Genomic DNA, 23,969 nt, shown 5'->3' on the forward strand with positions numbered 1-23,969 from the left:
AACGAACATGCCCCGGCACGCCGCGCAGGATGAAGAGGTCCGACAAGACGTCAATGACATCGGTGGACTTGAGCTTCCGGTCTATCCGGATCGCGATGCATTCGCGGGTAAACTCGTCGACCACGTTCAACATGCGGAACTTCCGGCCATCATGGGTGCGATCCTCGACAAAGTCGTAGGACCAGACATGATTGGGATGCTCCGGTCGCAGCCGCACGCAGGATCCATCGTTCAACCATAAGCGGCCTTTCTTCGGTTGCTTTGCAGGCACCTTGAGCCCTTCGCACCGCCAGATCCTCTCGACACGTTTGACGTTCACGGCCCAACCTGACGAACGCAGCATCGCTGCGATCCGGCGATAGCCATAGCGGCCATACTGGGTCGCAAGCTCGATGATGTCGGCTGTCAGCGCGGCCTCGTCGCTCCGTCCCACCGGCACCTTGCGTTGCGTAGATCGATGCTGCCCCAGGACCCGGCACGCCAACCGCTCCGACACGCCAAACTTCATCATGGCGTGGTCGATGCAGCGTCGGCGGCGGGAGGGGCTCAGAAGTTTCCCGAGGCGGCCTCCTTGAGAATGAGCTTCTCAAGCGTCAGATCCGAGACAGCCTTCCGTAGCCGCTCGTTCTCCTTCTCCAGATCCTTCAGCCGTTTCACCTGGTCGCTCTTCAGGCCGCCAAACTCCTTGCGCCAACGGTAATAGGTGAATGCCGTCACACTGATCGTTCGGATCGCTTCCGCGACTGGGCGCCCCTGGGACAGCAGCACGTCGACCTGACGTAGCTTCGCGACGATCTCTTCAGGCTTGTGCTTCTTCTGCGGCATTACGGGCATCCTCCAAAGGCTCGAAAGCCTACTTCAGGGAGGGCCACTTTTCAGGGGGCAGACCAAGTGCGCCATAAAGCGTTCGTGTGTACATACCAGATTCACATAGAGTTCTAAGATAAGAACATTTGTCGATATTTCCGGCCACGCATAGCTTCATGCCTTGGAAGTAGTTGGGCAGGTCATCGAGCGCGTCCTAGCGTCGCGGGCGTGTAGGCACGGTCAGTTCGATCCGAGCTCCCTGCACTCTGAAAAGTCCGCTCCCTGGAGGGAATGCGATGGCAAGATGTTCATCGATCTGACGCACGAATTTCACGATCGGATGCCGAGCCCGCGGCTTCGCGCCGGGGAAGTCGGGGTGCGTATCGAGCCGTATCTCACGCACGCTGAGACGTCGGACGCCTACGATCATAAATCCGAGTTTGAGATCACCAAAGTCAGCTTTCAAACGTCCGTTGGAACTAAGCTCGATGCGCCGCGGCATAGGTTCAGAAATGGCGAGGATATTGGCACCATTGGCTTGGAGCGGCTGGTCGTCGAGGGAGTTGTGGTGGATGCTCGCCACTGCAAGCCGGGCCAAAGTCTCGGCCTGGCGGATATCGACCTGCCGGATGATCTCGCAGGCCGGGCGTTGCTGGTGAATTTTGGCTGGGATCTCCATTGGGGAACCCCCGCCTTCCATCAGCATCCCTATCTCTCACGCGAAGTCATCCAGCATCTGCTGAAATCGGGAACCTCCATTCTCGGCGTCGATTGCGCAAATGTCGATTCCACCGACGACATGGAGCGCCCTGCCCATACCTGGCTCCTCGGCCAAGGCTGCCTGATCGTCGAGAACCTAAGGGACCTGGCCCGACTGCACGGTAAGTCCTTCAGGTTCTTCGCCATACCGCTGCCAGCCAGAGGGGCAGCTGCGTTTCCGATACGAGCGTTCGCAGAGCTTCGCTGAAAGGCCGCGAATTCTACCAGAGGTCAGCTCCGTTTGACTCGCTGGGCCGCAGGGCTCGCATGTTCGCCGCGAGCTCACACCGTCGGAGGCCGCCTCAGCCCATCGTTGCGGGAAAACCCGCGCCGAACTGACGCAACCATTCCGCATGGCGCGTGCGGATACGGATAGAAGCCGCCGTGCCCCCCGTGTCCCAGACCTGGATCGACAATGCTTGAAGTTGCTGTCGCCATTTTCGCATTCCTGTTCGCAGGCACCATCAAGGGCCTCTCCGGCTTTGGCCTACCTCTCGTCGCCCTGCCGATACTCGCGATGGTCCTGGACTTGCCAACATCAATCGCGATCCTCGCCCTTCCGACTGTTCTCACGAATGTCTGGCAAATCATCGAGTTTCGGGAGCGGGCCGGAGAAGTTCGACCGCTTCTGACTTTCTTCGTCGTTGGCGGCGTCGGCGTGATGCTGGGGTCACTCTTTCTCGTCTCTGCACCGGAATCCTTGCTTAAGACGGCGTTGGGGGTAGTGATCTTCGCCTATCTGGCGTTACGCATCTCGCGACCGAGCTTCCACCTGACCCGCCAAATTGCGAAACAGCTTGCTCCTTTCGTAGGGCTGGCCGCAGGTGTGTTGCACGGACTAGCAGGTCTTTCCGCGCCGATCAGCGTGACGTTCGTTCATGCCATGAGGAGAGAGCGCGAAACGATGGTATTCCTGATTTCCGCCATCTTTCTCGCCTTCACCTCGCAACCTTGGCGGCCATCGGCCGGGTTGGGATCCAGAATCTGGCGTTTGGTTTTGCAGCGTTGATACCCAGCCTGATCGGGACCGCTTTCGGCAGTAAGCTGGCTGGGCGCCTCTCGACTATCGTCATCGACCGGCTGGTGCTGAGCATTCTGGGCGTGATGGCCGCGCAACTCACGTTCGGACCTTGGATCTGAGCAACCGGCCTGCCCGTATACCAAAATCACATCGCCAGCTTGCCTCGTAGCATTTTCAGCGATGGGATGCGGCGATTAGGCTAGCCGCCTGAAGCTCGCGATGCAGAGCGAGCGGTGGGTAAGGGGCGGAGGCTGCTTATGAGCCGGTACTGGGTGGAAGGTGTCAACCTTCCCAATCTCAAGCAGCCGCCGGTCAAGGACCTGCGTACATTTTGGACCCCTACAGACAAGGTGTTCTTGCTGAACCACGTCGGCGTGCCCCGCACCGACGGGGCCGAGAGGTCAATCGCCATCAAGGGCCTCGTCGCGCGCGAAACCACGATCGCCATCGACGACCTTCGCGGGATGCCGCAGCACGAGGTTGCCGCATTCCACGAATGTGCCGGCCACCCGCTCCATCCCACGGTTGCCGTACGTCGAGTAGCGAATGTCGTCTGGAAAGGCGTTCCGCTGAAGCATGTGCTGGCCAAGGCCGGCGTGCGACCGGAAGCGCGCTTCGTTTGGTCCGCTGGCGCCGATGGTGGCGACTATCACGGCATCGATATCCCGGCCTTCGTCAAGGACCTGCCGATCGGGGAGGCCGAGCGCGGCGACGTGATGCTGGCGTTGCAGATGAACGGCGCCGACCTCGACGCCGTTCGCGGCGGGCCCGTTCGGCTCGTCGTGCCAGGCTACTACGGGACGAATTCGACGAAATGGCTCGTTGGGCTGGACCTCCAGCCCGAGCGTTCGCCGGGCTATTTCACGACGGTCATGTACAATGATCGCCGGACCGAGAATGGCCGCGAGATCGCAACGCCGGTCTGGCGGGTCGCCCCTCATTCGATCATCGTCGAACCAGCGCACGCCCAGCAGCTGGTGCTCGGTCGAGAGAGTCGCATCAGGGGCTGGGCCTGGGGTGCCGACCCGATCCGCACCGTGGAGGTCAGCACCGACGGCGGCGCGACCTGGATAGCGGCGAAGGTCGAGCCGCGCGTCCAGCATTCATGGCAGGAATTCTCGCTGGCCTGGAGCCCGACAAGCGCCGGCGACTATTGCCTCCGGTGCCGCGCCATCGACGAGCACGGCAGAGGTCAGCCGCACGAGGATGCAAGAAACAGCGTCTTCTCAATCGATGTCTGCATATCGAATCCCTGAATCGCAAGCGGAACGCTATCACCATGACTGACTCTTCACCTGTCGCGCGTCAAATCGGCGACGACTCGTTCAATTACTTCTTCGGCTACTACAACAAGACGAACTGGGATGAGAGCGGCCGCTTCCTGCTTGCCCATCAGGTGCCGTGGGTCAATCACAGGATCGAAGCCAATCTCAGCGCGCGCGTCGGCTACTTCGACACGCATTCTGGCGATCGCTTCACCACCATCGGAGAAACGACGGCGTGGAACTGGCAGATGGGCGCACAACTGCAATGGCTGGGGGGGCAGCCGCGGCCAACGGTGATCTACAACGCGCGACGTTTCGGAACGCAGGACCGGTTTCCGGGGTTCTGCAGCGTCGTCCAGGAGATCGAAACGGGCCAGGAACGGCGCCTGCCGCTGCCCATCTATGTCGCCTCTCCCGACGGCCGCTGGGGTTTGTCCGTCAATTATCGACGCCTGTGGGTGGCTCACCAGACCATTGGTTACAGCGAACTCGGCGCCGCGTCGGAGCTCGATCCCTACCCGCAGGACGATGGAATCTACCGCATGGACCTGTCCAGTGGAGCCTACGATCTGCTCATCAGCTACGCAGCGCTGCGCGCGTTCCACCCAAAAGACTCCATGCAGAAGGCCCTGCACTGGGTCAGCCATATCGAGATCAACCCCAGCTCGAACCGGATCTTGTTCCTGCACCGCTGGACGGAGCGGGTTGCCGACGAAACCTGCTTCCTGCACCGACTAATCACGGTCAATCCCGACGGCTCCGACATGCGGCTGCTGGAATGCTCGGACCATCCCCTGCCGCATTTGGAAGCGGATTTCGATCCCAGCTCCGTGGGCACGTTCGATTACGAGAAATCCGAATACCAGATTTCCCACCCGCTATGGAAAGACGACCGTCACATCATCGTCTGGGGGCCACATGCTGGCGAGATTCACTACCATCTCTATGAGGATGCGGCCGACGGGTCCGTGCAGGTCATCGGGCGCGACATTCTGACAGAGAACGGCCATATGAGCTTTTCGCCCACGAACCAGCGCTGGATGATCAGCGATACCTATCCGGATTCGCAGACATCGATCCGGGAGCTCTTCCTGTTCGACATGGACGACGAAAGCCGGACATCCCTCGGCGGCTTCTACACCAGCCCCGATCTCGGCAAGGAAAACCGGTGCGACCTGCACCCGAGATGGAGCCCGGACGGAACACAGGTCTGCATCGACTCGATCCACGAGGCGCGCCGACGGCTGTATGTCGCCGATGTAAGCTCGATCGTAACAAGCGCTGGGCGCTGACTGGCGACCCCGCCTGTTTTGGCTGTTTCACGCACAGCGATGGCAGCCTCGTTTACGACCGAGGCTGCCGGCGGCCGGCCCTCACGGGCGCTTTGCCTGGTCGGGGATAATGTATATCAATCTGACATACATACCCTTCCAAATATCATTTACTGAACTAGCATAGCCATTCCTAGAGTAGCGCCATGGAGACGCTGCTCACATCTCGGCCATCGGTCGGTTCGGCCAGGGCGATTGCCCGGTCGATCCGGGAGGGACGCGCGACCGCCGAGGCTGTCGTAAGCAAAAGCCTGGAACGCGCCGCCGCATCGGAGGCAGTTCTCCAGGCATGGCACGCCTTTGAACCAGAGCTCGCTCTGGAGCAGGCCCGACGCCTCGACCGGCAACCGGCAAAGGGCCTTCTCCACGGCGTGCCGATCGCGATCAAGGACTTGAGCGATACGTCCGACCTTCCGACTGCATACGGATCTCCAGTCTACCGGGATCATCGTCCCGCAATGGACGCCGCTTGCGTCGCGGCGCTGAGAGCGGCCGGCGCGGTCGTGCTCGGCAAGACGGCGACCGTCGAGTTCGGCGCCAGCAGGCCCTGCGCCACGACCAATCCTCACAACCCGCTGCACACGCCCGGTGGCTCGTCGGCGGGCTCGGCCGCCGTCGTCGCCGACGGCCAGGTTTCTCTCTCTACGGGCACGCAGACCGGTGGCTCGATCATTCGCCCGGCCGCGTTCTGCGGCGTCGTCGGATTCAAGCCGACCTTCGGCAGCATCGCGGTCGCTGGAACGAAGTCCTACGCCTGGTCGCTCGATACGGTCGGGGGGTTCGCGAACTCTGTGGCGGATGTTTCTCTCCTGTTCGAGGCCATGAGCGGGCACGAACGAAGCCGGTTTGATGAGAGTGACTGCAGGCCTCCAAGGATCGGTATTTTCCTGGGCCCCTTCGCCGACGTCGCCGCCCCTTCGACGGTCGATGCTCTGATGCGCGTCGCTGCCGCCTGCAGCCGCGCCGGGGCGACCGTGCGCGAGATCGATGCTCCCGCAATTTTTCGACACACGCTGGAATGGCAGCGGGCAATCTCCCGATACGAGATGGGACGCTCGCTGCTGCCGGAGACGCGTGCCTTCTCGCCGGAAGAGCTCGGCGAAGTGCTGCTGGCTGAAATCAGGGCCGGACAAGCCGTTCCCGAAACCTCTTACATCGCCGCGAAGGCCGGAGCCTCCAGGCTGGCAACCGAATTGCAATCGCTTTTCGCCGACACGGACCTGCTGCTCGCGCTGTCCACGCCAGGCGAGGCACCCTTTGGACTCGCCTCGACGGGGGACGCTACCTTCTGTCTGGGTTGGTCCCTGCTGGGCCTGCCAACGCTCAACCTGCCTGCCGGTACCGGGCCGCAGAACCTTCCCCTGGGGGTGCAGCTCGTGGGCCCGCGCTACGGCGACGAATGCCTCCTGCGGTTCGCCGCATGGGTCGAACGCGTTGTTTCGGACGCATAAAAAAGGAAGAAGCTTCATGAGTTTCGCAGAGGACCGTCAGCTCCGGTATATTCGTACGGACGGAATCGCAGCGCCGATCTGGCAGTCAGACGCCGTTCGGGCGGGTGACTTCGTCTTTACATCCGCCGCGCTGGCGACGGATTGGCTCAACGGCATCGCTCCGGAGGCGGCGACCAACGAACACCTTCCGTATCTGGCGACGCCCTCGGAGCGGCAAACGGAATACATCCTCCGCTCTCTCGCCCGGACGCTTGAACTCGCCGGCAGTTCGCTCGATCATGTGGTCAAGGCGCATGTTTTTTTGTTGGCCGGCGAGGAATTTCCGGGCTTCGACCGCGTCTGGAAGCGGTTCTTTCCCACCCCCCCGACCCGCACCACCGTCGGTGCCGCCGGGTTGCTTGTTCCCGGCGCCCGGGTGGAGATCGCGCTGATCGCGCTGGCCTCCGATGGCGCGTCGAAGAAAACTCCCGCGAAGTCGGACGCGCCCCGCCCCCTGACCAAAAAGGTCGAGGCGATGTCGGCGGGCGATTTCGTCTTCACCTCGGGCCAACTGGCGCACAACGCCGTCGACGGCGTGCCGCCGGAAGCGGGCGGCAAGGGCGCCGATGCCGATATGCGCAAGCAGTCCGATTACACGCTGCGCAACATGTTCAAGTCGCTGGCGGCAGCCGGGGCCGAGCCGAAAGACATCGTTAAATGCCAGGCCCTACTCCTCGACACCCCTCTGGAGGACGGCTTCCTCCAGGCCTGGGAGGGCGCCGTGCCCCGGCCCGCGGCGGTGGCCGTGACCGGCATCGGCTCGCTGCTGGTGACCGATACGATCATCGAGATCGATCTCACCGCCTATAAGGGCTCAGACCGGCGCGTGGCGCCCGCGACGACCGCGCGCGGGCCCGAGGCCATCGGCTGCGGCGACCTCGTCTTCTCGGCCGGCATTTTCCCCGGATTCGACACGGGCAGGCTTCCGGAAGATTGCGTCGTGCATTCCGCCTACCCGCATTATTCGTCCGCAATTCAGCTCCAGACGAACTGGGTGCTCGACCGGCTCGACGCAGCCCTGAAGTCGGTCGACAGCGACCTCTCCCGCGTCGCAAAGGCGCAGATCTTCCTGACTGATCTCGACGATTTTCCGCAGTTCGATCAGACTTGGCGTTCGCGTTTTCCGCATGCGCCAGCACGATCCGTTGTGAAGGCGTCGCCGCTTCCATTGGCCGAAGCAAGAATCGCGATCGAGGTGATCGCGGTCACGGCCTGAGCCGCCAGACATCGTGACGGCCGGCCGGCGGCCGGCCGTCACATCGATGCAGCTCGACAACATAAACAAAAAAGGGGAATACGATGATCCGCACCATCCTTGCTTTGACATTTGCCGCGACCATGATCGCAGGAGCCGGCGCGCAGCCGGCAAAGACTGCGCCGGCCGTCGCGCAGCCCGGCAAGCTCAGCTATGCCGTCGCCGGTTCCTTCGCACCGTTCGCGTTCGTGCGAAACGGAACGCTCGTGGGCTTCGATGTGGAGATGGGCGACGAGCTCGCCAAGCAGCTCGAGCTCCAGCCCAACCCGCTCAACATCGAATTCAAGGGAGTCATTCCCGCCCTGCTCGGCGGGCGGGTCGACATGATCAACGCCGCAATGTTCATCACCGAGGAGCGCGCCAAGCAGGTCGAGTTCGTTCCCTACCTGCGCGTGGGCACGGAAGTGGTCGTTACGAAAACCAATCCGTCCAAGATCACGGGCCGCGACGACAGCCTGTGCGGGAAGCGGATCGCGGTCACATTGGGCGGCATCCAGGAAACCTATGCCCGAGCCGACGATGCCCGCTGCAAGGCTGCAGGCAAGGACTCCATCACCGTGATGACGCTGCCGACGGCCCAGGACTCGCTCCTGACGGTCCGGCAGGGCCGGGCCGATGCGCTGTTCGACTCCACGCCCGGCGCGATCAAGGCGACGACTGAGCTTCCCGATGTCTTCATGACCGTGGGCACCACGTTCGAGGCCAAGACCCGGCTCGGCTATGCGGTCAGAAAGAATGATCCCCAGATGAAGGCGGCGATCGAGCAGGCCCTGGCGGCGATCGTGAAATCGGGCCGCTACCGCGAAATCATGCAGAAATGGGCGCTTCCAGCGACCATGTCGATCTTCGATTGAGGAGGGCGGTCGACTCCCATGAACATTTCATTCGATCTGGTCCTACAGTACCTGACCTCCCCCGCCTTCCTGCGCGGCGCGGGAATGACCTTGCTGCTCACAGGCTGCGCTCTGGTCGGGGGCATCGTGATCGGGCTCGGGCTAGCCCTGTTACAGGATGCACGTGCGGCGGCCCTTCGGAGCGTCGCGGTGGCCTATGTCTGGCTCTTCCGCGGCACACCCGTCCTGTTTCAGATCATCTTCATCTTCAACGTTCTGCCGGCTGTCGGCGTTACCCTGTCGGGCTTCACCAGCGCCGTCGTCGCACTCTCGCTGAACGAGGGCGCCTATATGGCAGAGATCGTTCGCTCAGGCCTGAGGGCTGTGCGGCAGGGTCAACGCTCGGCCGGTCTTGCGCTCGGCATGAAAAACGCGCAGTTGATGCGTTTCGTCGTTATCCCCCAGGCCCTCAGGGTTGTGCTGCCTTCGCTTGGCAATCAGGCCATCGGCATGCTGAAGCTGACGGCGCTCGTTTCCGTCATCGCGGTGGAGGAGTTGCTGCTCGTCGCCAATCAGACGGCAAGCGCGGACTTTCGCTACCTCGAGGCGCTGATCGCGGCCGGCTTCTATTATCTGGCCATCACCACGGTCTTCATGTTCGGCCAGTCCTGGATCGAGCGCCGCCTCTCCACCAGCCGCCAGGCGCGCGACAAGCGCATTTCCCTCACGCAGCGCCTGCTGGGTGCCACGTCCAGCGCGGGAGCGATCAGATGAACGCCATGTCCGAGACTGCCGAGCCGCTCGTCATGACGATGAGCGGCATCAACAAATCCTTCGGCGACTTTCACGTCCTCAAGGACTGCGCTTTGGACGTTCCCGCCGGCTCCACAGTGGTCATTGCGGGCCCTTCTGGCTCGGGGAAATCGACTCTGCTCCGCTGCGTGAACCTGCTGGAATTCGTCGACAGGGGATCGATTATCTTCGAGGGGCAGGAGGTGGCCCGCGAACGCAAGCGGGCCTTCGCGATAAGGCGAAAAATGGGAATGGTCTTCCAGAGCTTCGAGCTCTTCCCGCATCTGACGGTGCTGGAGAACATCACCCTCGGGCCGCAACACATACTCGGTGTCGATGCCAAGACCGCCCGTGACGAGGCGCTGGCGCTTCTGGAACGGGTCAAGATCCCGGCGAAGGCCGAGGACTATCCCGAAAGCCTGTCCGGCGGCCAGCAACAGCGCGTCGCGATCGCGCGTGCCTTGGCGATGAAGCCGCGGCTGATGCTCTACGACGAACCGACCTCGGCGCTCGACCCGGAAATGATCAAGGAGGTGATCGACGTGATGGCGGAGCTCAGCGAAGCCGGCATGACCAGCATCGTGGTGACCCATGAGATGGGCTTCGCCAGGCGGGCAGCGGATCGCATCGTCTTCATGGAGGACGGCGTCATCGTCGAAGATGCGCCGACGGACGTCTTCTTCTCCTCCTCGGCCAACCCCAGGACACGGTCCTTCTTGGAGCAGCTCGTTCATTGAAGTCGACGATATCCGGGGCGACCGCTGCACCGGTCCAGGCGGACGGTCGGCCTATGTAGATGTGATGTTGGCACGGCGCCGTAATCAAAGTGCCTTTCAATCACTAGGTGTTTAGTCCCGGCATTTGGTGGATTGGATCGAGATTGAATCGCCCTGGCTCGATTGTCCATCGTTTGCAGATGAACTCGTAGGGCGTGAGGCCCTTGAGCGTCTTGAGCCGCCGACCGAAGTTGTAGGCTGAGACGAAGTCATCGAGGTGGCGTTCGAGCTGCGCGTGGCTGTCGTAGTGGTATCTTTTGACGGTCGCGTCCTTGATCGTGCGGTTCATCCGTTCGACCTGGCCGTTGGTCCGGGGTGGTTGATTTTGGTGAACCTGTGCTCGATGCCGTTCTCGCGGCAGCGCATCGCGAACATGTGCGTGATGTAGCGGGCGGTGGGGCCGTTGGCGTAGCGCGGTGGGAAGCGGAATTGGATGCCGTTGTCGGTCAGGATCGTGTGGATCTTGTAGGGAACGGCCGCGATCAGGGCGACGAGGAAGCTTGAGGCCGTGACCCTGCTGGCGGTTTCGACCAGTTGTACGAAGGCGAATTTGCTCGTCCGGTCGATCGCGACGAACAAATAGAGCTTTCCTTCGGCGGTCTGTACTTCGGCGATGTCGATGTGGAAAAAACCGATCGGATAGGACTTGAACCGCTTCTTCGGCTCCTTGTCCCCCTCGATCTCCGGTAGCCGGCTGATCCCGTGCCGCTGCAGGCAGCGATGCAGCGACGAACGGCTCAGGACCGGAATCGTGGCCTGGAGCGCGTAGAGGCAATCGTCCAAAGGCAGCAGGGTATGTCGCCGAAAGGCGACGATGACCGCTTCGTCCTCGGCTGACAGGACCGTCGAAGCCGGCTCCCTCGGTCCCGTCGGCCGATCGGCCACAGAGGTCCGCTTCTTCCACTTCGCGACCGTCTTCTGGTTGATGCCGTAACGCTTCGCCAGAGACCTCAGGCTCGCTTGACTATGTTGTATCGCTCGACGGACCGCCTCCGTCGTTGTGGCGCTCCCGTGCAGAACCTGGCCCATAGTGCCTCCTTCCATTCAATGGAAAAGATCGCACCATCAAACTCCGGGATCAAACATTGCCGCTGCTGCGTGAAGAGGAAACGCTCCCTCAGGCGCTTCCGGCACCGCTCTGAGCGGCGCCGGCAAACCGCACCGAGCTGGCTACACCGCCTTGGCGACCGGCTGCCAGGCCTCGGAAAGAGCGAGGTTTCCGCGCAGGGTGGACGTGGCATAGTCCTGCCGGAAGGCCTTTCGCTCCTGCAGGATCGGAATGACCTTATCGACGAATTCGTCGAAGCCGCCGGGCGTGAGATGGGGCGCGAAGACGAAACCGTCCGCCGCATCCGCCTGAACATAGCAATCGATCTCCTCGGCGACTTGGGCCGGGGTCCCGACGAACTGCTTGCGCCCGGTCACCTTGATGATGAGCTCGCGGATGCTGAGCTTCTCGCGCTCGGCCAGTTCGCGCCAGGCACGCGCGGTTTCCAGGCGGTTGTCGTAGCGGGCGGCACGCCCTTGGGCGAGCTGCTCAACGGCGACATCGGGATCGACCTTCGGCAGTGGGCCGTCCGGGTCGTAGGCCGTGAGATCGCGATTCCAGACCTGTTCAAGAAAGACGATGGCGTTCTTCGGACTGACCTGTTGCAGGCGGACGGCCTTCTGCTTTTCTAGCGCGTCTTCCAGCGTCTCGCCCAGGATGAAATTGGCCCCCGGGAGGATTTTCAGGGCATCGCGGCTGCGCCCGTATTTCGCGAGCCGCTGCTTCACGTCGGCGTAGAAGGTCTGCCCTTCCTCGAGGCTTCCATGGCGTGAATAGATGAGGTCGGCATGGCCAGCGGCGAGCTCCCTGCCGTCATCGGAATCCCCGGCTTGCGCGATGACCGGAGCGCCTTGCGGCAGTGGGCCAGAGCCAGCGCGGCCCGCAATATCAAAATGAGACGAGCTGGCGTAGAAATCGCCGCCCCGCCAGATCGACCGCGCGGTTTCCAGGAAGTCCCGTGCACGCTCATAGCGCTCGCGGAACGGCAGATAGTCGCCGCGGCGGAAATTCGCTCCGGTGAAAGCCCCCGGCGAGGTGACGACGTTCCAACCGGCCCGCCCGCCGGACAGAATATCGAGCGTCGCGAGCTGGCGCGCCAGCGGATATGGCTCGTTGAATGTCGTGGTCAGCGTTCCGATAAGCCCGACATGCTGGGTGATAGAGGCCAATGCAGTGAGGATGGCCAGCGTGTTCGGGCGACCGACGACATCAAGCTCATGGAAGCGCCCCTTCTGCTCTCGGACCCTCAGGCCTTCAGCCAGGAAGACGAAGTCGAACTTGCCGCGCTCGACGGTCTCGGCGAAGTGCCGGAACGAGGAGAATTCAATCTGGCTGCCGGCGGCTGGATCGCTCCACACCGTGAAATTGTTAACGCCCGGAAACTGCGCCCCGAGGATGATCTGCTTCTTTGACATGATATTCCTCCGAGCTCAGGCGGCCGCAGCGTAGCGATTGCGGACGGCAGGCAGGCCGAGGCGGCTGCGCAGATTTCCGCCCAAGGGCGGACCGATCAGGACGTCCGCGCGTAGAAAGGGTACCAGTGTGTCGATGACATGAGCGATCTGTCGATGCGGGGCAGGCAATATCAGACGGACGCCGTGGGCTCCTTGAGCCGCAGAGGTCCTGACGGCGGCGACCAGCTCCGTGGCGTCCGCTCGATTGGGCCTGATGTGCAGATCGGCAATGACCTTCGGCCCCGTGCCTGGGCCATTGCTTTGAAGCGTCGCCACCATTCCGGCGAGGTCCCCCTCCACCGGCACGAAGACCACGTCAGCAGCGCGCGCGAGCGCCAGATCCGCTTCCACTGCCCAGCTAACGGCGACGACCGGTTGGCCCTGGGGAGGTCTGGGCGTGATCGACGGCCCCAGCACGCGGAAATCGGCGCTCAGGAAGTCGATATAGTGAAGCTTCTCGCCATCGACATAGCGTTGGCTCGCGACGTCGCGGATGATCGCATCATCCTCCCAACTGTCCCAGAGCCGCCTCACCACGTCGACCGCAGCAAGCGCGTCGCGGTCGAGAGACGGCTGATCGACCGCCGGAAAGCCGTTCAGCGCTCCGATCGCGCGGCCGGCCTCGACGCTCTGCTGCTGGTCGAGGCGCTGGGCCAGGAGGCCTGCCCTACCCTCGCTCACATAGTCCAGGGTGGCGATCGCGGTCGAGACATGGAAGGGCTCAACGAAGTTGAGGGGCGCGCCAGCGATGATGCCGATGTTGCGGCTGCGCGGCGCGAGCCAATTGGCCAGAAGGATCGCGTCGAGCCCGTCCTGGCCGGGATCGGCAAAGCGATCTTCCAAGGTCAGGAATTCGGCCGCGCCATCGAGCTGGTCGACCAGGCCGCTCCAGAAGCCGCGCCAGTCGGGATCGTCCCCATGGGCACCGGCGTGGAGTCCAAAGCCCAGCAAGAAGGTGGATTTCTGTGTCATCGTTCGATCCGATCGCGTAGGTGCTCAGGCCGCTGAAGCCAGATAGATCGCCAGCCGTGCGGATACCTTCGCCTCCTGATCGGCCTTGATCGCGGCGACGCGCTTCGTCGCGTCCTCCAGTGACGCAGCGGGCGAGTACACGGGATATGTGCCGGCCTGCCCCGCCTTTGCGCCGATATGTTTCTCGAAAGGCAGGGAGCGGTAGAGGGTGGGATCGACGGCGGCATCGAAGAGCGGCCGATAACCAAGGGTGATGTACAAAGCCGAGGCTTCGGGCTGCCGATAGCCGGTGGTCAGATACGCCCGCGTATAGCCAAGCTCGGCCGCCGCCTCTTCCAGGGCGAGGACAATTTGTCGCGCAAGCCCTTGCCGGCGCAGGTCCGGGCGCGTCCAGATGCGCTTCAGCTCTGCCGTCTCCTCGTCGTGGCTCATGAACGCCCCGCCCGCGATCGTCACCCCGTCGCGCTGCAAGAGCAGAAAGACGCCGAGCGGCGGCGCAAACGCCTCGGCCGGGTAGCGCAATATCTCGGAACGAGCCCCGCCGGGACGGCTCGCCGCGCCGTAGCGCCCATCATACTCCGAGATCAGCCCCTCAAGGAGCGGCTCCGCCACCGGGTCGAGAGGCGAAGACCGCACAAAGACATCAGCCATAGCATTCTCCGAAATTGCGGCGGCTTAGCTCGCTTGCTGCCACTTGATCAAACATCCTATTAATTCTATAGACTATTAGAACAACATCGTCTGTCAATGCCTGGCGAGGCCAAATGCCCTATCGACTGAGCTTCCTCGACAAGAGCCCCCTTCAGGCTAATGAGGCCGCCGCCGACGCTCTCGCGCGGACGCTCTCGCTGGCCAAAGCGGCTGAAGAGCTCGGTTTCGCGCGGTTCTGGGTGGCTGAGCACCACAACTCGGCAAAGCTGGCGAGCTCGTCGCCGGAGGTGCTGATCAGCTTCCTGCTGGCACACACCCGCCGCATCAGAGTCGGCTCCGGCGGCGTGATGCTCCAGCACTACAGCGCCTACAAGGTCGCCGAGAACTTCAACCTGCTTGCAGCGCTGGCGCCGGGGCGCGTGGATATCGGTATCGGCAAGGCACCGGGCGGGATGCCGCTGTCGACCGATGCGCTGCAGGGAGCCTACGATACGGCCCGCAAGCCGAGCTTCGACATGCAGCTCGTGGAGCTTGACCGCTTCCTGCGCGAGCACCATGACGGCAGCGACGCCGGCAATCAGCTCGCAGCCTTCCCGGCGCCAGCGCAGCCCCCCGACCGCTTTCTGCTCGGCGCCAGCGTCGAGAGCGCGCGGCTCGCAGCCGGCCTCGGCTGGGGCTTCGTCTATCCTGGCCATATCCATGGCGACGAGGCCGCCATCGGTGAAGCCCTGTCGGCCTATCGTGCTGCCGGCGGCACGTCGGCGCTGCTCGCCGTGGGGGTGGTTACCGCAGAGACTGAGGACCTAGCACGAACTCTCGCGCCCGATGCACGTCGCTTCCGCGTCGATATCGAGAACGGCCAGGGCGTCAACGTCTCCAGCCATGAGCAGGCCGTTGAATACGTCAGGCAGACGGGCTCGCGCGAATACCGCATCGAAGAGCGCAGCTCGCTGCTCCTGCGTGGCGTGCCGGCACGGATCCACGCCGAGCTGCAGCGGCTGCACCGGGCCCTCGGCATCGACGAGTTCATCGTCGACTGCCCCGTCAGCGAAGGCGCATGGCGCCTGAAGACGATCCAGCTTCTCGCGGCCGCGGCCCGCGCCTCCCTCGCCGCCTGAACCAGCCAGAAGGGTTCGACATCATGATCACACGAAGGACACTCCTTGGCGGAGCGGGAGCAATGGCACTGGCGGCGGCAGCACCGGTCCGGGTCGGCGCGCAGACGAAGACCGCGCCGGTAAAAGGCGGCGCCCTGACCTGGGGCGTGGAGACCGAACCCAACACCCTCAACCCTCATCTCAACGGCCAGGCAAAGGCCAAGCTCATCCTACGCAACGCCTATGAGACGCTGCTCGCCCGCACGCCCGATGGCGGCTACGTGCCCTGGCTGGCAAAGGACTACGCGATCTCGGAAGACGGCAGGACCTACACCTTCACGCTCAGGGACGACGTGACGTTCCACGACGGCGAGAAGCTGGATGCCGCCGCCGTCGCCCTGAACTTCGCCAAATTGAAGGAACCGACCTATTCTGGCAGCATCAGCGCCGGCCACGTATCCCATGTCACCGAAGCCATCGCCGTCGATGCCCGCACGCTCGTCCTGAGGCTCAGCCGGGTCTACGCCCCCTTCCTCGACGGCGCGGCGGGGATCGAGATCCTGTCGCCGAAATCCTTTGCCTCGGCGCAGCTCAAGGCCGGCGGGCCGGAGATCGCCGGAACAGGCCCCTTCAGGATCGAGCGCTACGTGAAGGGACAGGAGATCCGTTTCGTCAGGAACCCCGCCTACAACTGGGCGCCGGCCAATGCCGGGCATCAGGGGCCTGCCTATCTTGACAACGTCACCTACCGGTTCCTGCCCGAAGCCGCGGTGCGGACAGGAGCCCTGTCCTCGGGCCAAGTCGACGTGATCGAGGGCATATCCGGCAACGACGCCGGGCTGTTCAAGGACAACCCCGAATTCACTTATCAAAGCGCGCTCAATACCGGCACGCCCTACACGCTCTACCTGAACGTGGCCCAGGGACCGAGCGAGGATGTGCGCGTCCGGCAGGCCGTCCTCGCCGCCGTCGATGTCGAGCGGGTCATCCGCTCCGTCTATCGCGGCGAACGGCAGCGCGCCTGGGGCATCCTCACCCCGGCCGACACCGACTTCTACGACCGCAGCATCGAAGGCAGCTATGGCTTCGACCCGAAGCGCGCGAACCAGTTGCTTGACGAGGCCGGCTGGAACAGCCGCGATGCGGAGGGCTTCCGCACGAAGAACGGCAAGCGCCTGACGATCGAGATCGTCCAGTCGCAGGCGACGTTGCGCGACCAGCGCGACATCCTGCTTCAGGCCGTGCAGGCCCAGGCACGGCAGAATGCCGGGCTCGACCTGGTGCTGCGATACGTCGACGCCGGCACCTACACGACCCGGCAGAACGATGGTCAGTACGGCATCATCCCGAACTCGACCACGACGCAGGAAAACGGCGTAACCATCTATTTCCACTACCTGCCCCGCGATAAGGGCGGCTCGATCAACTACAGCCGCACCGAAGCCCCCGAGATATCGGCATGGCTGGACGAGGCTGCCTCGACGCTCGACGCGAAGAAGCGCTTCGAAATCTACGGCCGGCTCCAGCGATTCACCCTGCTGGAACAGGCCTACGGCCTGCCGCTCTATGTGCCCGACGATCAGATCGCGGCTTCCGCGCGGGTCAAGGGCGTCGGCTTCCGGCCGTTCAAGCGCCTTCCCGAAAACGCCTATGACATTTGGCTGCAGAGCTGAGCCCGCAGCCCGTCAATCAACTCACACGGAGACCTATCGCACATGCTCGCACGCAGGCATTTCCTGAGCCTGAGCGCCGCGCTTCTGGCGGCGACCGCCCTCTCCTCATCCATTCTGGCAAGCGACCGAAAACCTGTTAGCGGCGGCAAGCTGACCTGGGGCGTCGAGACGGAACCGGCGACGCTCAACCCGCAATTGAACGGCCAGGACAAGACCAAGCTTCTGCTGCGCAACGCTTTTGAATCGCTCCTCGCCCGCAGTGCTGATGGCGGCTACGTGCCCTGGCTTGCGACCGGCTACGAGATCTCGCCGGATGGCCGCACATATACTTTCAGACTCCGTGAAGGGGTGAAATTCAGCGATGGGCAAGCCTTCGACGCGGCCGCCGTCGCCACGAACTTCAGTAAACTGAAAGATGCGAGTTATTCGGGAAGTGTTAGTGCGGGCCCGGTCGCCCTGATCGTGAAAATCGATACGCCCGACACGCGAACCATCTCCTTCACGCTTGACCGGATCTACGCGCCGTTCCTCGACTACGCCGCCGGTCTCGAACTCCTCTCGCCCGGCGCCTTTGCCTCCGCCCAAATCAAATCGGGCGGCCCCGAGATTGCCGGCACTGGCCCCTTCATCTTGCGGCGCTACGCCAAGGGCCAGGAAATCCGCTTCGTCCGGAACCCCGACTACAACTGGGCGCCGACCAACGCGGGCCATCAGGGTCCGGCCTATCTGGACGAGGTGACCTATCGCTTCCTGTCGGAATCCTCGGTGCGCACCGGCGCCCTCGCCTCAGGCCAGGTCGACGTCATCGAAGGCGTCTCCGGCAACGACGCCGGCCTTTTCAAAGGCAGCGCCGACTTCAGCTATAAGACGGCGCTCAACACCGGCACGCCCTATTCCCTGTTCCTGAACGTTACTTGGGGCCCGACCCAGGACGTCAAGGTGCGCAAGGCGCTCATCGCCAGCATCGATGTCGATGCTGTGCTGAAATCAGTTTATCGAGGCGAGCGCACCCGTGCCTGGGGCATCACCTCGCCCATCGACACGCAGTTCTACGACAAGTCTATCGAGAAGACGTACGGGGCCGACCCGAAACGAGCCAACCAGCTTCTCGACGAAGCCGGCTGGACCAGCCGCGACCCACAGGGCTTCCGCACGAAGGAAGGGAAGCGTTTGACGATCGAGGTCGTGCAGGCCCAGGCGACCGTGCGGGACCAGCGCGACGTCCTGCTTCAGGCACTGCAGGCGCAGGCGCGGCAGAGTGCCGGCATCGATCTCGCCATCGTCTTCGTCGATGCCGGCACCTATACCGAGCGACGCAAGACGGGCCAGTTCGGGTCGATCGCCAACTCCAATACCCCGACCGACGCGATCGATGTCGAGTACCACTACCTGCCGGTCGACCAAGGCGGCTCGATCAACTACAGCCGCGCCGCCGCCCCGGAACTGTCGCTGTGGCTGAAGGAAGCTGCCTCGACGCTCGATCACAAGACGCGCTTCGATCTTTATGCCCGGCTGCAGCGTTTTGCGATCCTCGATCAGGCCTACGCCCTGCCGCTCTACGAGCCCGAAGATCAGGTCGCGGCGGCACGTTACGTCAATGGCATCGGCTTCCGCCCCTTCAAACAGATGCCCGAGAGCGCCTATGACCTCTGGCGCAGCCAATAGCCGATCTCACCTCATCCGCGGCCGGCACCCGCCGGTTCATGCGCTGGAACGGACAAGCATGGACTCCCAGAACACATCGGCTATCAGCTCCGCGCCCACCTTCTTCGCGTCCCACCGGCTGCGGCGCAACGGCCTGGCGGCACAGATCGCGGGTCGGATCGGCTCCGGCATGCTCGTGCTCTGGGCCGCGGTGACACTGAGCTTCGTCAGCCTGCAGCTTGCCCCCGGCGACATCGTCAGCCTGCTGATCGGCGAGCAACTGCGGACCCCGGAGGTCGAAGCGGCCATCCGCGCCGAATGGGGTCTCGACGAGCCCTTGCTGTCCCAATATCTCAGCTATCTGACGCGCATCCTGCACGGCGATTTCGGCCGCTCCTATATCCTCCAGACGGAGGTTTCGCAGCTCGTGCTGTCGCAGATCTTGCCGACCCTGAAGCTCACCACTGCCGCACTCTTCGTCGCCATCATTTTCGGGTTGGTGAGCGCCGTGCTGACCGCCGGCCGGCGCATCCCGCGCGGCATCGCAGGCGCTCTTGAACTGACGCTCGTCTCGACGCCTTCGTTCTGGCTCGGCATCCTGCTGCTGTACCTGTTCTCCTTCACGCTCAAGCTCTTTCCGGTCTCCGGCGACCGGAGCTTTTCAGCTCTGGTGCTGCCGGCGCTGGCGCTGGGACTGCCGCTTGGAGCGGTGGTAGGACAGGTGCTGCGGCAGGGGCTGGAACGCGCCCTGGAGGAGCCTTTCGCGCTGACCGTCCGGAGCTGGGGCACCAGCGGGCTCGTGCTTCGGCTGCGGCACGGCCTGCGCCATGCGGCCTTGCCGGCGGTCACCCTGACGGGCTGGCTCGTGGGCAGCCTGCTCTCCGGCGCCGTCATCACCGAATCCGTCTTCGGCCGGCCGGGCCTCGGCCGCGTCACGGTCGAGGCCGTGCTGGGCCACGACCTGCCGGTGGTGCTGGCCGTCGCGATCCTCTCCGCCTTTGTCTATGTGACGCTGAGTACGCTGGTCGATGTGCTCTATCTGTGGCTAGACCCGCGCCTGCGCAGCGACAGCCCGGAGGCAGCCCGATGAGCGCGCTTCCAGCCCCCGCAGAGCATGAGACCGCACCCGCCAGCCAGTTCCTGCGCCGGCTGCCAACAAATCCGGGCCTGGCCCTGGCCGCGCTGTTCCTGGCGGTAATCGCGATTGCCACTGTTTCGCCGGCCCTTCTGGCAACAGCGGACCCCATTGCAGCCGATCCGTTGCAAGCCCAGCTCCCGCCCTCCTGGGAGCACTGGTTCGGCACCGACCATCTCGGTCGCGACGTCTTCTCCCGCGTCGTTCATGGCGCGCGCTACTCGATCCTCATCGGCGTAGGCGCGGTCGCGCTCGCCGCGACGGCTGGCTCCTTCCTCGGCCTGGTCGCAGGCCTGTCCCGAGGCCTCATCGACGAGATCATCACCCGCCTGCTCGATGTCGTTTCGGCCTTTCCCGACCTGCTGCTAGCACTGGTGCTGATCTCCTTTACCGGCCCGGGCACGACTAACCTGATCTTCGCGCTGGGTGTCGCCTTCATCCCGCGATTCGCGCGGGTTGTCCGGGCGCAGACCTTCGTCATCGCCCGCAGCGGCTATGTCGAGCAGGCCCGAACCTTCGGCCTGAGCCGGACCGTCCTCGTACTGCGCCATGTCCTGCCGCATGCCGTAGCGCAGGTGCCGATCCTCGCCACCATTGGCCTCGGCACCGCGATCATCGGCGCAGCCGGCCTCAGCTTCCTCGGCATGGGCCCGCAGCCCCCGGCACCGGAATGGGGAGCGATGCTGGCCGAGGCGCGCAACTACCTCCGAGTCGCCTGGTGGATCGGTGTCTGGCCCGGCCTCGCGATCACCCTGACGGTCATCGCAATCAGTGTGCTCGGACGGCGCTGGCAGACAGCTTTCGAAGGCCGGAGGTCAGAATGATGCCGCTCGTCGATATTCGAGACCTCACCATCGCCTTTCCGCGCGGCAGTCAGGAAAACCGCGTCGTCCACGGCATCAACCTGACGATCCATGAAGGCGAAACCGTTGCACTGGTCGGCGAGTCAGGTTCAGGCAAGTCAGTCACGGCTCGCGCGCTGATCGGCCTGTCCGGCGCCGTCGTCGGCGCGAGCCGCTTCGACATCGTCGGAGACGGCGTCCTTGGTTTTCGCGAACGCGACTGGCGGCGCTTGCGCGGCAGCAAGATCGGATTCGTTCTGCAGGATGCGCTCGTCTCGCTCGACCCGCTGCGCAAGGTGTCGCAACAGCTCGCGGATGCATTCGGCCATCCCGGCTACTTCGTCCGCCGAGACGTCCGAGAGGAAAGCAGGGCCCTGCTGCACTCCGTCGGGATTCCCGATCCCGAGCGGCGGCTGCCACAATACCCCCATCAGCTCTCGGGCGGCCTGCGGCAGCGCGCGCTGATCGCCACCGCGATAGCTCGGCGGCCCTCGCTTCTGATCGCGGACGAACCGACCACCGCACTCGACGCCACCGTCCAGAAGCAGATTCTCGACCTCTTCGCGGAGCGGAAACAGGCCGGCCATACGCTGCTCCTGATCAGCCACGATCTCGCCGTCGTCGCGCGTTTGGCCGACCGGGTGCTGGTGATGAAACAGGGGAAGATCGTCGAGGAAGGGCCGACGAAGCAGATCCTGTCCGAGCCGGCGCATCCCTATACGCGCCGGCTCCTCGATGCCGTGCCTTCCGCCAGCTCCCGAGGCTTCCGGCTATCGCCGGCGACGCAAACCGAAGACAACGCGCCTTCGTTGCACGCCACGGTGGTTTGCCAACGCCTTCCGCTCCCGCCGAAGCGCATCGACGCGGCACAGCGCGTGCTTTCCGCCAGTGGCCTCGTGAAGCGCTATGGTGGCGGCTTCGCGGTCAACAACGTCTCCTTTGAACTCGCCGCCGGCGAGGCGCTCGGCATTGTCGGCGAGTCGGGCTCGGGCAAGACAACCGTTGCGAAGATCGTGCTCGGCCTGATCGAGCCCGATTCAGGAACGGTGCTCGTCGATGGCCAACCCTGGAGCCACCGCAGCGAGGCCAAGCGGCGGGCCCGCCGCGCCAGCATGCAGTTGATCGCTCAGGATGCGCTGAGCTCGTTCGATCCGCGGTACACGGTGGAGAAGATCGTCGGCGAAAGCCTCGACACCGTCGGCGTGTTCGGACGGGATCGCCGCCGGCGCGTCATCGAGGTCCTCGACGCCGTACGTCTGGGGGCGACCTTCCTCGACCGTTATCCGCGCGAGCTGTCCGGAGGGCAGCGCCAGCGCGTTGCGATTGCGCGCGCCTTCGCGCCCCGCCCGAAGCTCCTGATCGCCGACGAGCCTGTCAGCGCACTCGACGTCTCGGTTCAGGCACAGGTGCTCGATCTTCTGGCCGAGCTCCAGGCGGCCTCCGGCACCGCCCTGCTGTTCATCTCCCACGATCTCGGAGTCATCCATCACCTGACCGACCGCGTGCTGGTGATGAAAGACGGACGCGTCGTGGAAACCGGTGCGGTCGAGACGGTCTTCGCCTCTCCGACACACAGCTACACCCGCGCTCTGCTCGATGCTGTGCCCGCCCTGCCCTGAGCAGCGCTGGCTACTACGTCGCGTCGCCTCCCTCAGTCGATAATCGATCAGGATAAGGATGCTCACATGTCGTCGACCACTCGCCGCCGCCTCAAGACCCTGATGGGCGCCTCGAACGTCATCGCCGCTGTAAACGACGCCGACCCGGCCACCGGGGCGAAACGCGCCGCCGAATTCGCCAGGAGGGCCGAGGCTGAGAAGATCACCGGGCTCTTCACCGCCGACTTGCTGCAAATCGACCCGGCTGGCCTCGCCGGCACCGCCGGCGTGCAGGACCCGCTGATCGCGCTCGCCGCGTTGAGCCAGGTCACGTCGCATATCGGCCTCGTCGCGACGATCTCGACGACCTTCCACCATCCCTACAACCTAGCGCGCCTGATCGGCACGCTGGATCATGTCAGCGGCGGCCGCGCCGCCTGGAACGCGGTCACCTCCTCGGTCGGCGAGGAGAATTTCGGCTCAAACCTGCCTAGCCCCGAGGATCGCTATGCCCGCGCCACGGAATTCATCGAGGTCGTGAACGCGCTATACGACGCGAATGAGCGGGATGCGGTGACGCGCAAGGCCTCCGGTGGGCTCGCACTCGATCCGGCCAAGTTCCATCGCATCGACTATCGCGGCCGGCACTTCACGGTTCAGGGCCCGCTCAACGTGCCGCCCCTGCCGCAGCGCCGCCCCGTGCAATTCCAGGCCGGCCAGTCCGAAGCGGGCATCAATGTCGGCGCACGCTACGCCGAGGTCGTCTACACCTCGCAGCCGAAGCTGGAAGGTGCGATCGCCTTCGTGACAGAGCTGCGTCGCCGGGCCAGGAGTTTCGGGCGCGGCGACAACCTGCCCTTCGTGATGAACTCCTTCCACTCAGTAATCGGGGAATCCGATGCGGATGTCGCCCGGCGCCTGAAGGAGAAGCATGAGCGCATCGATTACGGACTCGGGCGCCTCAAGCTCGCCGACATGCTCGGCGGCGATGTCGACCTGTCCGGGCTGCCGCTCGACAAGCCTCTGCCCGACAGCCTGCTGCCGGAGGTCACCAGCACCAACCGGCGGCGCGGGCGCGCAGAGATCTTCAGCCGCTACGCGAAGCAGGGCCTGACGCTTCGCGAGCTGATCATCGAGGCACAGGAAACCGGCCACTGGTCAGTCGCGGGCACACCTGAACAATTGGTCGATTCCATCGAGGAGCGTTTCCGTGCCGGCGTGCTGGATGTCCTCACCCTTCATGGCCTCGGCAATCCCGACCAGGAAGACCTTCTCCTGAACGGCCTCCTGCCGGAGCTGCGTCGACGCGCGCTGATCGACACCGACTATGTCGGAGACGATTTCCGCTCCAACCTCGAGCTGCCTCCCCTGGCGCCGGCCGTCTCTCTGGCCTTGAGCGCCTGAGCACTTCGAAGGGAATGGGTCCACCACTCCTTCCCCTCCGTCGTGGAGATCGTTTTTCTCCGCTAAGAACGATCATGTTGATTATAATCTAGAACTTGATAGAAAAACTCTACATTCAACAT

19 protein-coding genes and 2 pseudogenes are annotated in these 23,969 nt (G+C 63.9%); 16 read left to right on the forward strand and 5 right to left on the reverse strand.

The genetic code is table 11. The annotated features are described in order from the left end of the window. Positions 1–825, reverse strand: a pseudogene (locus tag C4S73_RS26350) (IS3 family transposase); the annotation flags it as partial. Between the two features lie 286 nt (positions 826–1,111). On the opposite strand from C4S73_RS26350, the gene C4S73_RS26355 reads away from it, so the two are divergent. The 9 genes from C4S73_RS26355 (at position 1,112) to C4S73_RS26395 (ending at position 10,290) form a co-directional block, all read left to right on the forward strand. Continuing rightward, positions 1,112–1,774 carry a cyclase family protein gene (locus tag C4S73_RS26355; protein WP_103875624.1) on the forward strand — a complete coding sequence of 221 codons (663 nt, stop codon included), beginning with the start codon at positions 1,112–1,114 and terminating at the stop codon, positions 1,772–1,774. 207 nt (positions 1,775–1,981) lie between these two features. After that, positions 1,982–2,575: a sulfite exporter TauE/SafE family protein gene (locus C4S73_RS26360; RefSeq protein ID WP_103875568.1), complete on the forward strand. Its 594-nt coding sequence runs from the start codon at positions 1,982–1,984 to the stop codon at positions 2,573–2,575. A gap of 269 nt (positions 2,576–2,844) precedes the next feature. Continuing rightward, positions 2,845–3,843, forward strand: coding sequence for a molybdopterin-dependent oxidoreductase (locus C4S73_RS26365; RefSeq protein ID WP_103875569.1), 999 nt, complete (start codon positions 2,845–2,847; stop codon positions 3,841–3,843). A 23-nt stretch (positions 3,844–3,866) separates the two neighbouring features. Beyond that, complete coding sequence (locus C4S73_RS26370; protein WP_103875570.1) at positions 3,867–5,144, forward strand: hypothetical protein; 1,278 nt, start codon at positions 3,867–3,869, stop codon at positions 5,142–5,144. A 185-nt stretch (positions 5,145–5,329) separates the two neighbouring features. Then, on the forward strand, positions 5,330–6,634 hold the full coding sequence (locus tag C4S73_RS26375; RefSeq protein WP_103875571.1) for an amidase: 1,305 nt from the start codon (positions 5,330–5,332) through the stop codon (positions 6,632–6,634). Between the two features lie 16 nt (positions 6,635–6,650). Beyond that, positions 6,651–7,889 carry a RidA family protein gene (locus C4S73_RS26380; protein ID WP_103875572.1) on the forward strand — a complete coding sequence of 413 codons (1,239 nt, stop codon included), beginning with the start codon at positions 6,651–6,653 and terminating at the stop codon, positions 7,887–7,889. An 83-nt stretch (positions 7,890–7,972) separates the two neighbouring features. After that, positions 7,973–8,782, forward strand: a complete 810-nt coding sequence (locus C4S73_RS26385) for an ABC transporter substrate-binding protein (RefSeq protein WP_103875573.1) — start codon at positions 7,973–7,975, stop codon at positions 8,780–8,782. A gap of 18 nt (positions 8,783–8,800) precedes the next feature. Further along, positions 8,801–9,535 (forward strand): amino acid ABC transporter permease, encoded by a 735-nt coding sequence (locus C4S73_RS26390; protein WP_342210597.1) that lies wholly within the window; start codon positions 8,801–8,803, stop codon positions 9,533–9,535. After that, positions 9,532–10,290, forward strand: coding sequence for an amino acid ABC transporter ATP-binding protein (locus C4S73_RS26395; RefSeq protein WP_103875574.1), 759 nt, complete (start codon positions 9,532–9,534; stop codon positions 10,288–10,290). The genes C4S73_RS26390 and C4S73_RS26395 overlap by 4 nt, the downstream gene beginning before the upstream one ends. 103 nt (positions 10,291–10,393) lie before the next feature. Here C4S73_RS26395 and C4S73_RS26400 read toward each other — a convergent pair. The 4 genes and pseudogenes from C4S73_RS26400 to C4S73_RS26415 all read right to left on the reverse strand — a co-directional run bounded on the left by C4S73_RS26400 (position 10,394) and on the right by C4S73_RS26415 (position 14,454). After that, positions 10,394–11,358, reverse strand: a pseudogene (locus C4S73_RS26400) (IS481 family transposase). Positions 11,359–11,499: 141 nt separating this feature from the next. Beyond that, positions 11,500–12,792 (reverse strand): LLM class flavin-dependent oxidoreductase, encoded by a 1,293-nt coding sequence (locus tag C4S73_RS26405; RefSeq protein WP_103875575.1) that lies wholly within the window; start codon positions 12,790–12,792, stop codon positions 11,500–11,502. 15 nt (positions 12,793–12,807) lie between these two features. Beyond that, entirely contained in the window at positions 12,808–13,803 is a 996-nt protein-coding gene (locus C4S73_RS26410; RefSeq protein ID WP_103875576.1) for an LLM class flavin-dependent oxidoreductase, read from the reverse strand. Between the two features lie 24 nt (positions 13,804–13,827). Then, on the reverse strand, positions 13,828–14,454 hold the full coding sequence (locus tag C4S73_RS26415) for a GNAT family N-acetyltransferase (protein ID WP_103875577.1): 627 nt from the start codon (positions 14,452–14,454) through the stop codon (positions 13,828–13,830). A gap of 113 nt (positions 14,455–14,567) precedes the next feature. Here C4S73_RS26415 and C4S73_RS26420 point away from each other — a divergent pair, with 113 nt between their 5' ends. The 7 genes from C4S73_RS26420 to C4S73_RS26450 all read left to right on the forward strand — a co-directional run bounded on the left by C4S73_RS26420 (position 14,568) and on the right by C4S73_RS26450 (position 23,847). Continuing rightward, entirely contained in the window at positions 14,568–15,572 is a 1,005-nt protein-coding gene (locus C4S73_RS26420; protein ID WP_103875578.1) for an MsnO8 family LLM class oxidoreductase, read from the forward strand. 62 nt (positions 15,573–15,634) lie between these two features. Beyond that, positions 15,635–17,224 carry an ABC transporter substrate-binding protein gene (locus tag C4S73_RS26425; RefSeq protein ID WP_244595810.1) on the forward strand — a complete coding sequence of 530 codons (1,590 nt, stop codon included), beginning with the start codon at positions 15,635–15,637 and terminating at the stop codon, positions 17,222–17,224. Positions 17,225–17,266: 42 nt separating this feature from the next. After that, positions 17,267–18,889: an ABC transporter substrate-binding protein gene (locus tag C4S73_RS26430; protein ID WP_103875580.1), complete on the forward strand. Its 1,623-nt coding sequence runs from the start codon at positions 17,267–17,269 to the stop codon at positions 18,887–18,889. A gap of 58 nt (positions 18,890–18,947) precedes the next feature. Then, positions 18,948–19,958 carry an ABC transporter permease gene (locus tag C4S73_RS26435; protein WP_103875581.1) on the forward strand — a complete coding sequence of 337 codons (1,011 nt, stop codon included), beginning with the start codon at positions 18,948–18,950 and terminating at the stop codon, positions 19,956–19,958. Then, positions 19,955–20,827, forward strand: a complete 873-nt coding sequence (locus C4S73_RS26440; RefSeq protein WP_103875582.1) for an ABC transporter permease — start codon at positions 19,955–19,957, stop codon at positions 20,825–20,827. Before C4S73_RS26435 ends, C4S73_RS26440 begins: the two co-directional genes overlap by 4 nt. After that, the gene (locus C4S73_RS26445) at positions 20,824–22,464 is read left to right on the forward strand and encodes a dipeptide ABC transporter ATP-binding protein (protein ID WP_103875583.1); all 1,641 of its coding nucleotides are present in this window, start codon (positions 20,824–20,826) and stop codon (positions 22,462–22,464) included. The genes C4S73_RS26440 and C4S73_RS26445 overlap by 4 nt, the downstream gene beginning before the upstream one ends. Positions 22,465–22,530: 66 nt before the next feature. After that, a complete protein-coding gene (locus tag C4S73_RS26450) occupies positions 22,531–23,847 on the forward strand; it encodes an NtaA/DmoA family FMN-dependent monooxygenase (protein WP_103875584.1) in 1,317 nt (438 codons plus the stop codon). Positions 23,848–23,969: the final 122 nt, after the last annotated feature.

This window comes from Allobosea lathyri (genome assembly GCF_900108245.1).
In the GTDB taxonomy this organism is placed as follows: Bacteria; Pseudomonadota; Alphaproteobacteria; order Rhizobiales; family Beijerinckiaceae; genus Allobosea; species Allobosea lathyri.

Coding starts and splice junctions, on each gene's coding strand:
- C4S73_RS26355 (WP_103875624.1), top strand. CDS start 1,112: ATGTTCATCGATCTGACGCACGAATTTCACGATCGGATGCCGAGCCCG.
- C4S73_RS26360 (WP_103875568.1), top strand. CDS start 1,982: ATGCTTGAAGTTGCTGTCGCCATTTTCGCATTCCTGTTCGCAGGCACC.
- C4S73_RS26365 (WP_103875569.1), top strand. CDS start 2,845: ATGAGCCGGTACTGGGTGGAAGGTGTCAACCTTCCCAATCTCAAGCAG.
- C4S73_RS26370 (WP_103875570.1), top strand. CDS start 3,867: ATGACTGACTCTTCACCTGTCGCGCGTCAAATCGGCGACGACTCGTTC.
- C4S73_RS26375 (WP_103875571.1), top strand. CDS start 5,330: ATGGAGACGCTGCTCACATCTCGGCCATCGGTCGGTTCGGCCAGGGCG.
- C4S73_RS26380 (WP_103875572.1), top strand. CDS start 6,651: ATGAGTTTCGCAGAGGACCGTCAGCTCCGGTATATTCGTACGGACGGA.
- C4S73_RS26385 (WP_103875573.1), top strand. CDS start 7,973: ATGATCCGCACCATCCTTGCTTTGACATTTGCCGCGACCATGATCGCA.
- C4S73_RS26390 (WP_342210597.1), top strand. CDS start 8,801: ATGAACATTTCATTCGATCTGGTCCTACAGTACCTGACCTCCCCCGCC.
- C4S73_RS26395 (WP_103875574.1), top strand. CDS start 9,532: ATGAACGCCATGTCCGAGACTGCCGAGCCGCTCGTCATGACGATGAGC.
- C4S73_RS26405 (WP_103875575.1), bottom strand. CDS start 12,792: ATGTCAAAGAAGCAGATCATCCTCGGGGCGCAGTTTCCGGGCGTTAAC.
- C4S73_RS26410 (WP_103875576.1), bottom strand. CDS start 13,803: ATGACACAGAAATCCACCTTCTTGCTGGGCTTTGGACTCCACGCCGGT.
- C4S73_RS26415 (WP_103875577.1), bottom strand. CDS start 14,454: ATGGCTGATGTCTTTGTGCGGTCTTCGCCTCTCGACCCGGTGGCGGAG.
- C4S73_RS26420 (WP_103875578.1), top strand. CDS start 14,568: ATGCCCTATCGACTGAGCTTCCTCGACAAGAGCCCCCTTCAGGCTAAT.
- C4S73_RS26425 (WP_244595810.1), top strand. CDS start 15,635: ATGGCACTGGCGGCGGCAGCACCGGTCCGGGTCGGCGCGCAGACGAAG.
- C4S73_RS26430 (WP_103875580.1), top strand. CDS start 17,267: ATGCTCGCACGCAGGCATTTCCTGAGCCTGAGCGCCGCGCTTCTGGCG.
- C4S73_RS26435 (WP_103875581.1), top strand. CDS start 18,948: ATGGACTCCCAGAACACATCGGCTATCAGCTCCGCGCCCACCTTCTTC.
- C4S73_RS26440 (WP_103875582.1), top strand. CDS start 19,955: ATGAGCGCGCTTCCAGCCCCCGCAGAGCATGAGACCGCACCCGCCAGC.
- C4S73_RS26445 (WP_103875583.1), top strand. CDS start 20,824: ATGATGCCGCTCGTCGATATTCGAGACCTCACCATCGCCTTTCCGCGC.
- C4S73_RS26450 (WP_103875584.1), top strand. CDS start 22,531: ATGTCGTCGACCACTCGCCGCCGCCTCAAGACCCTGATGGGCGCCTCG.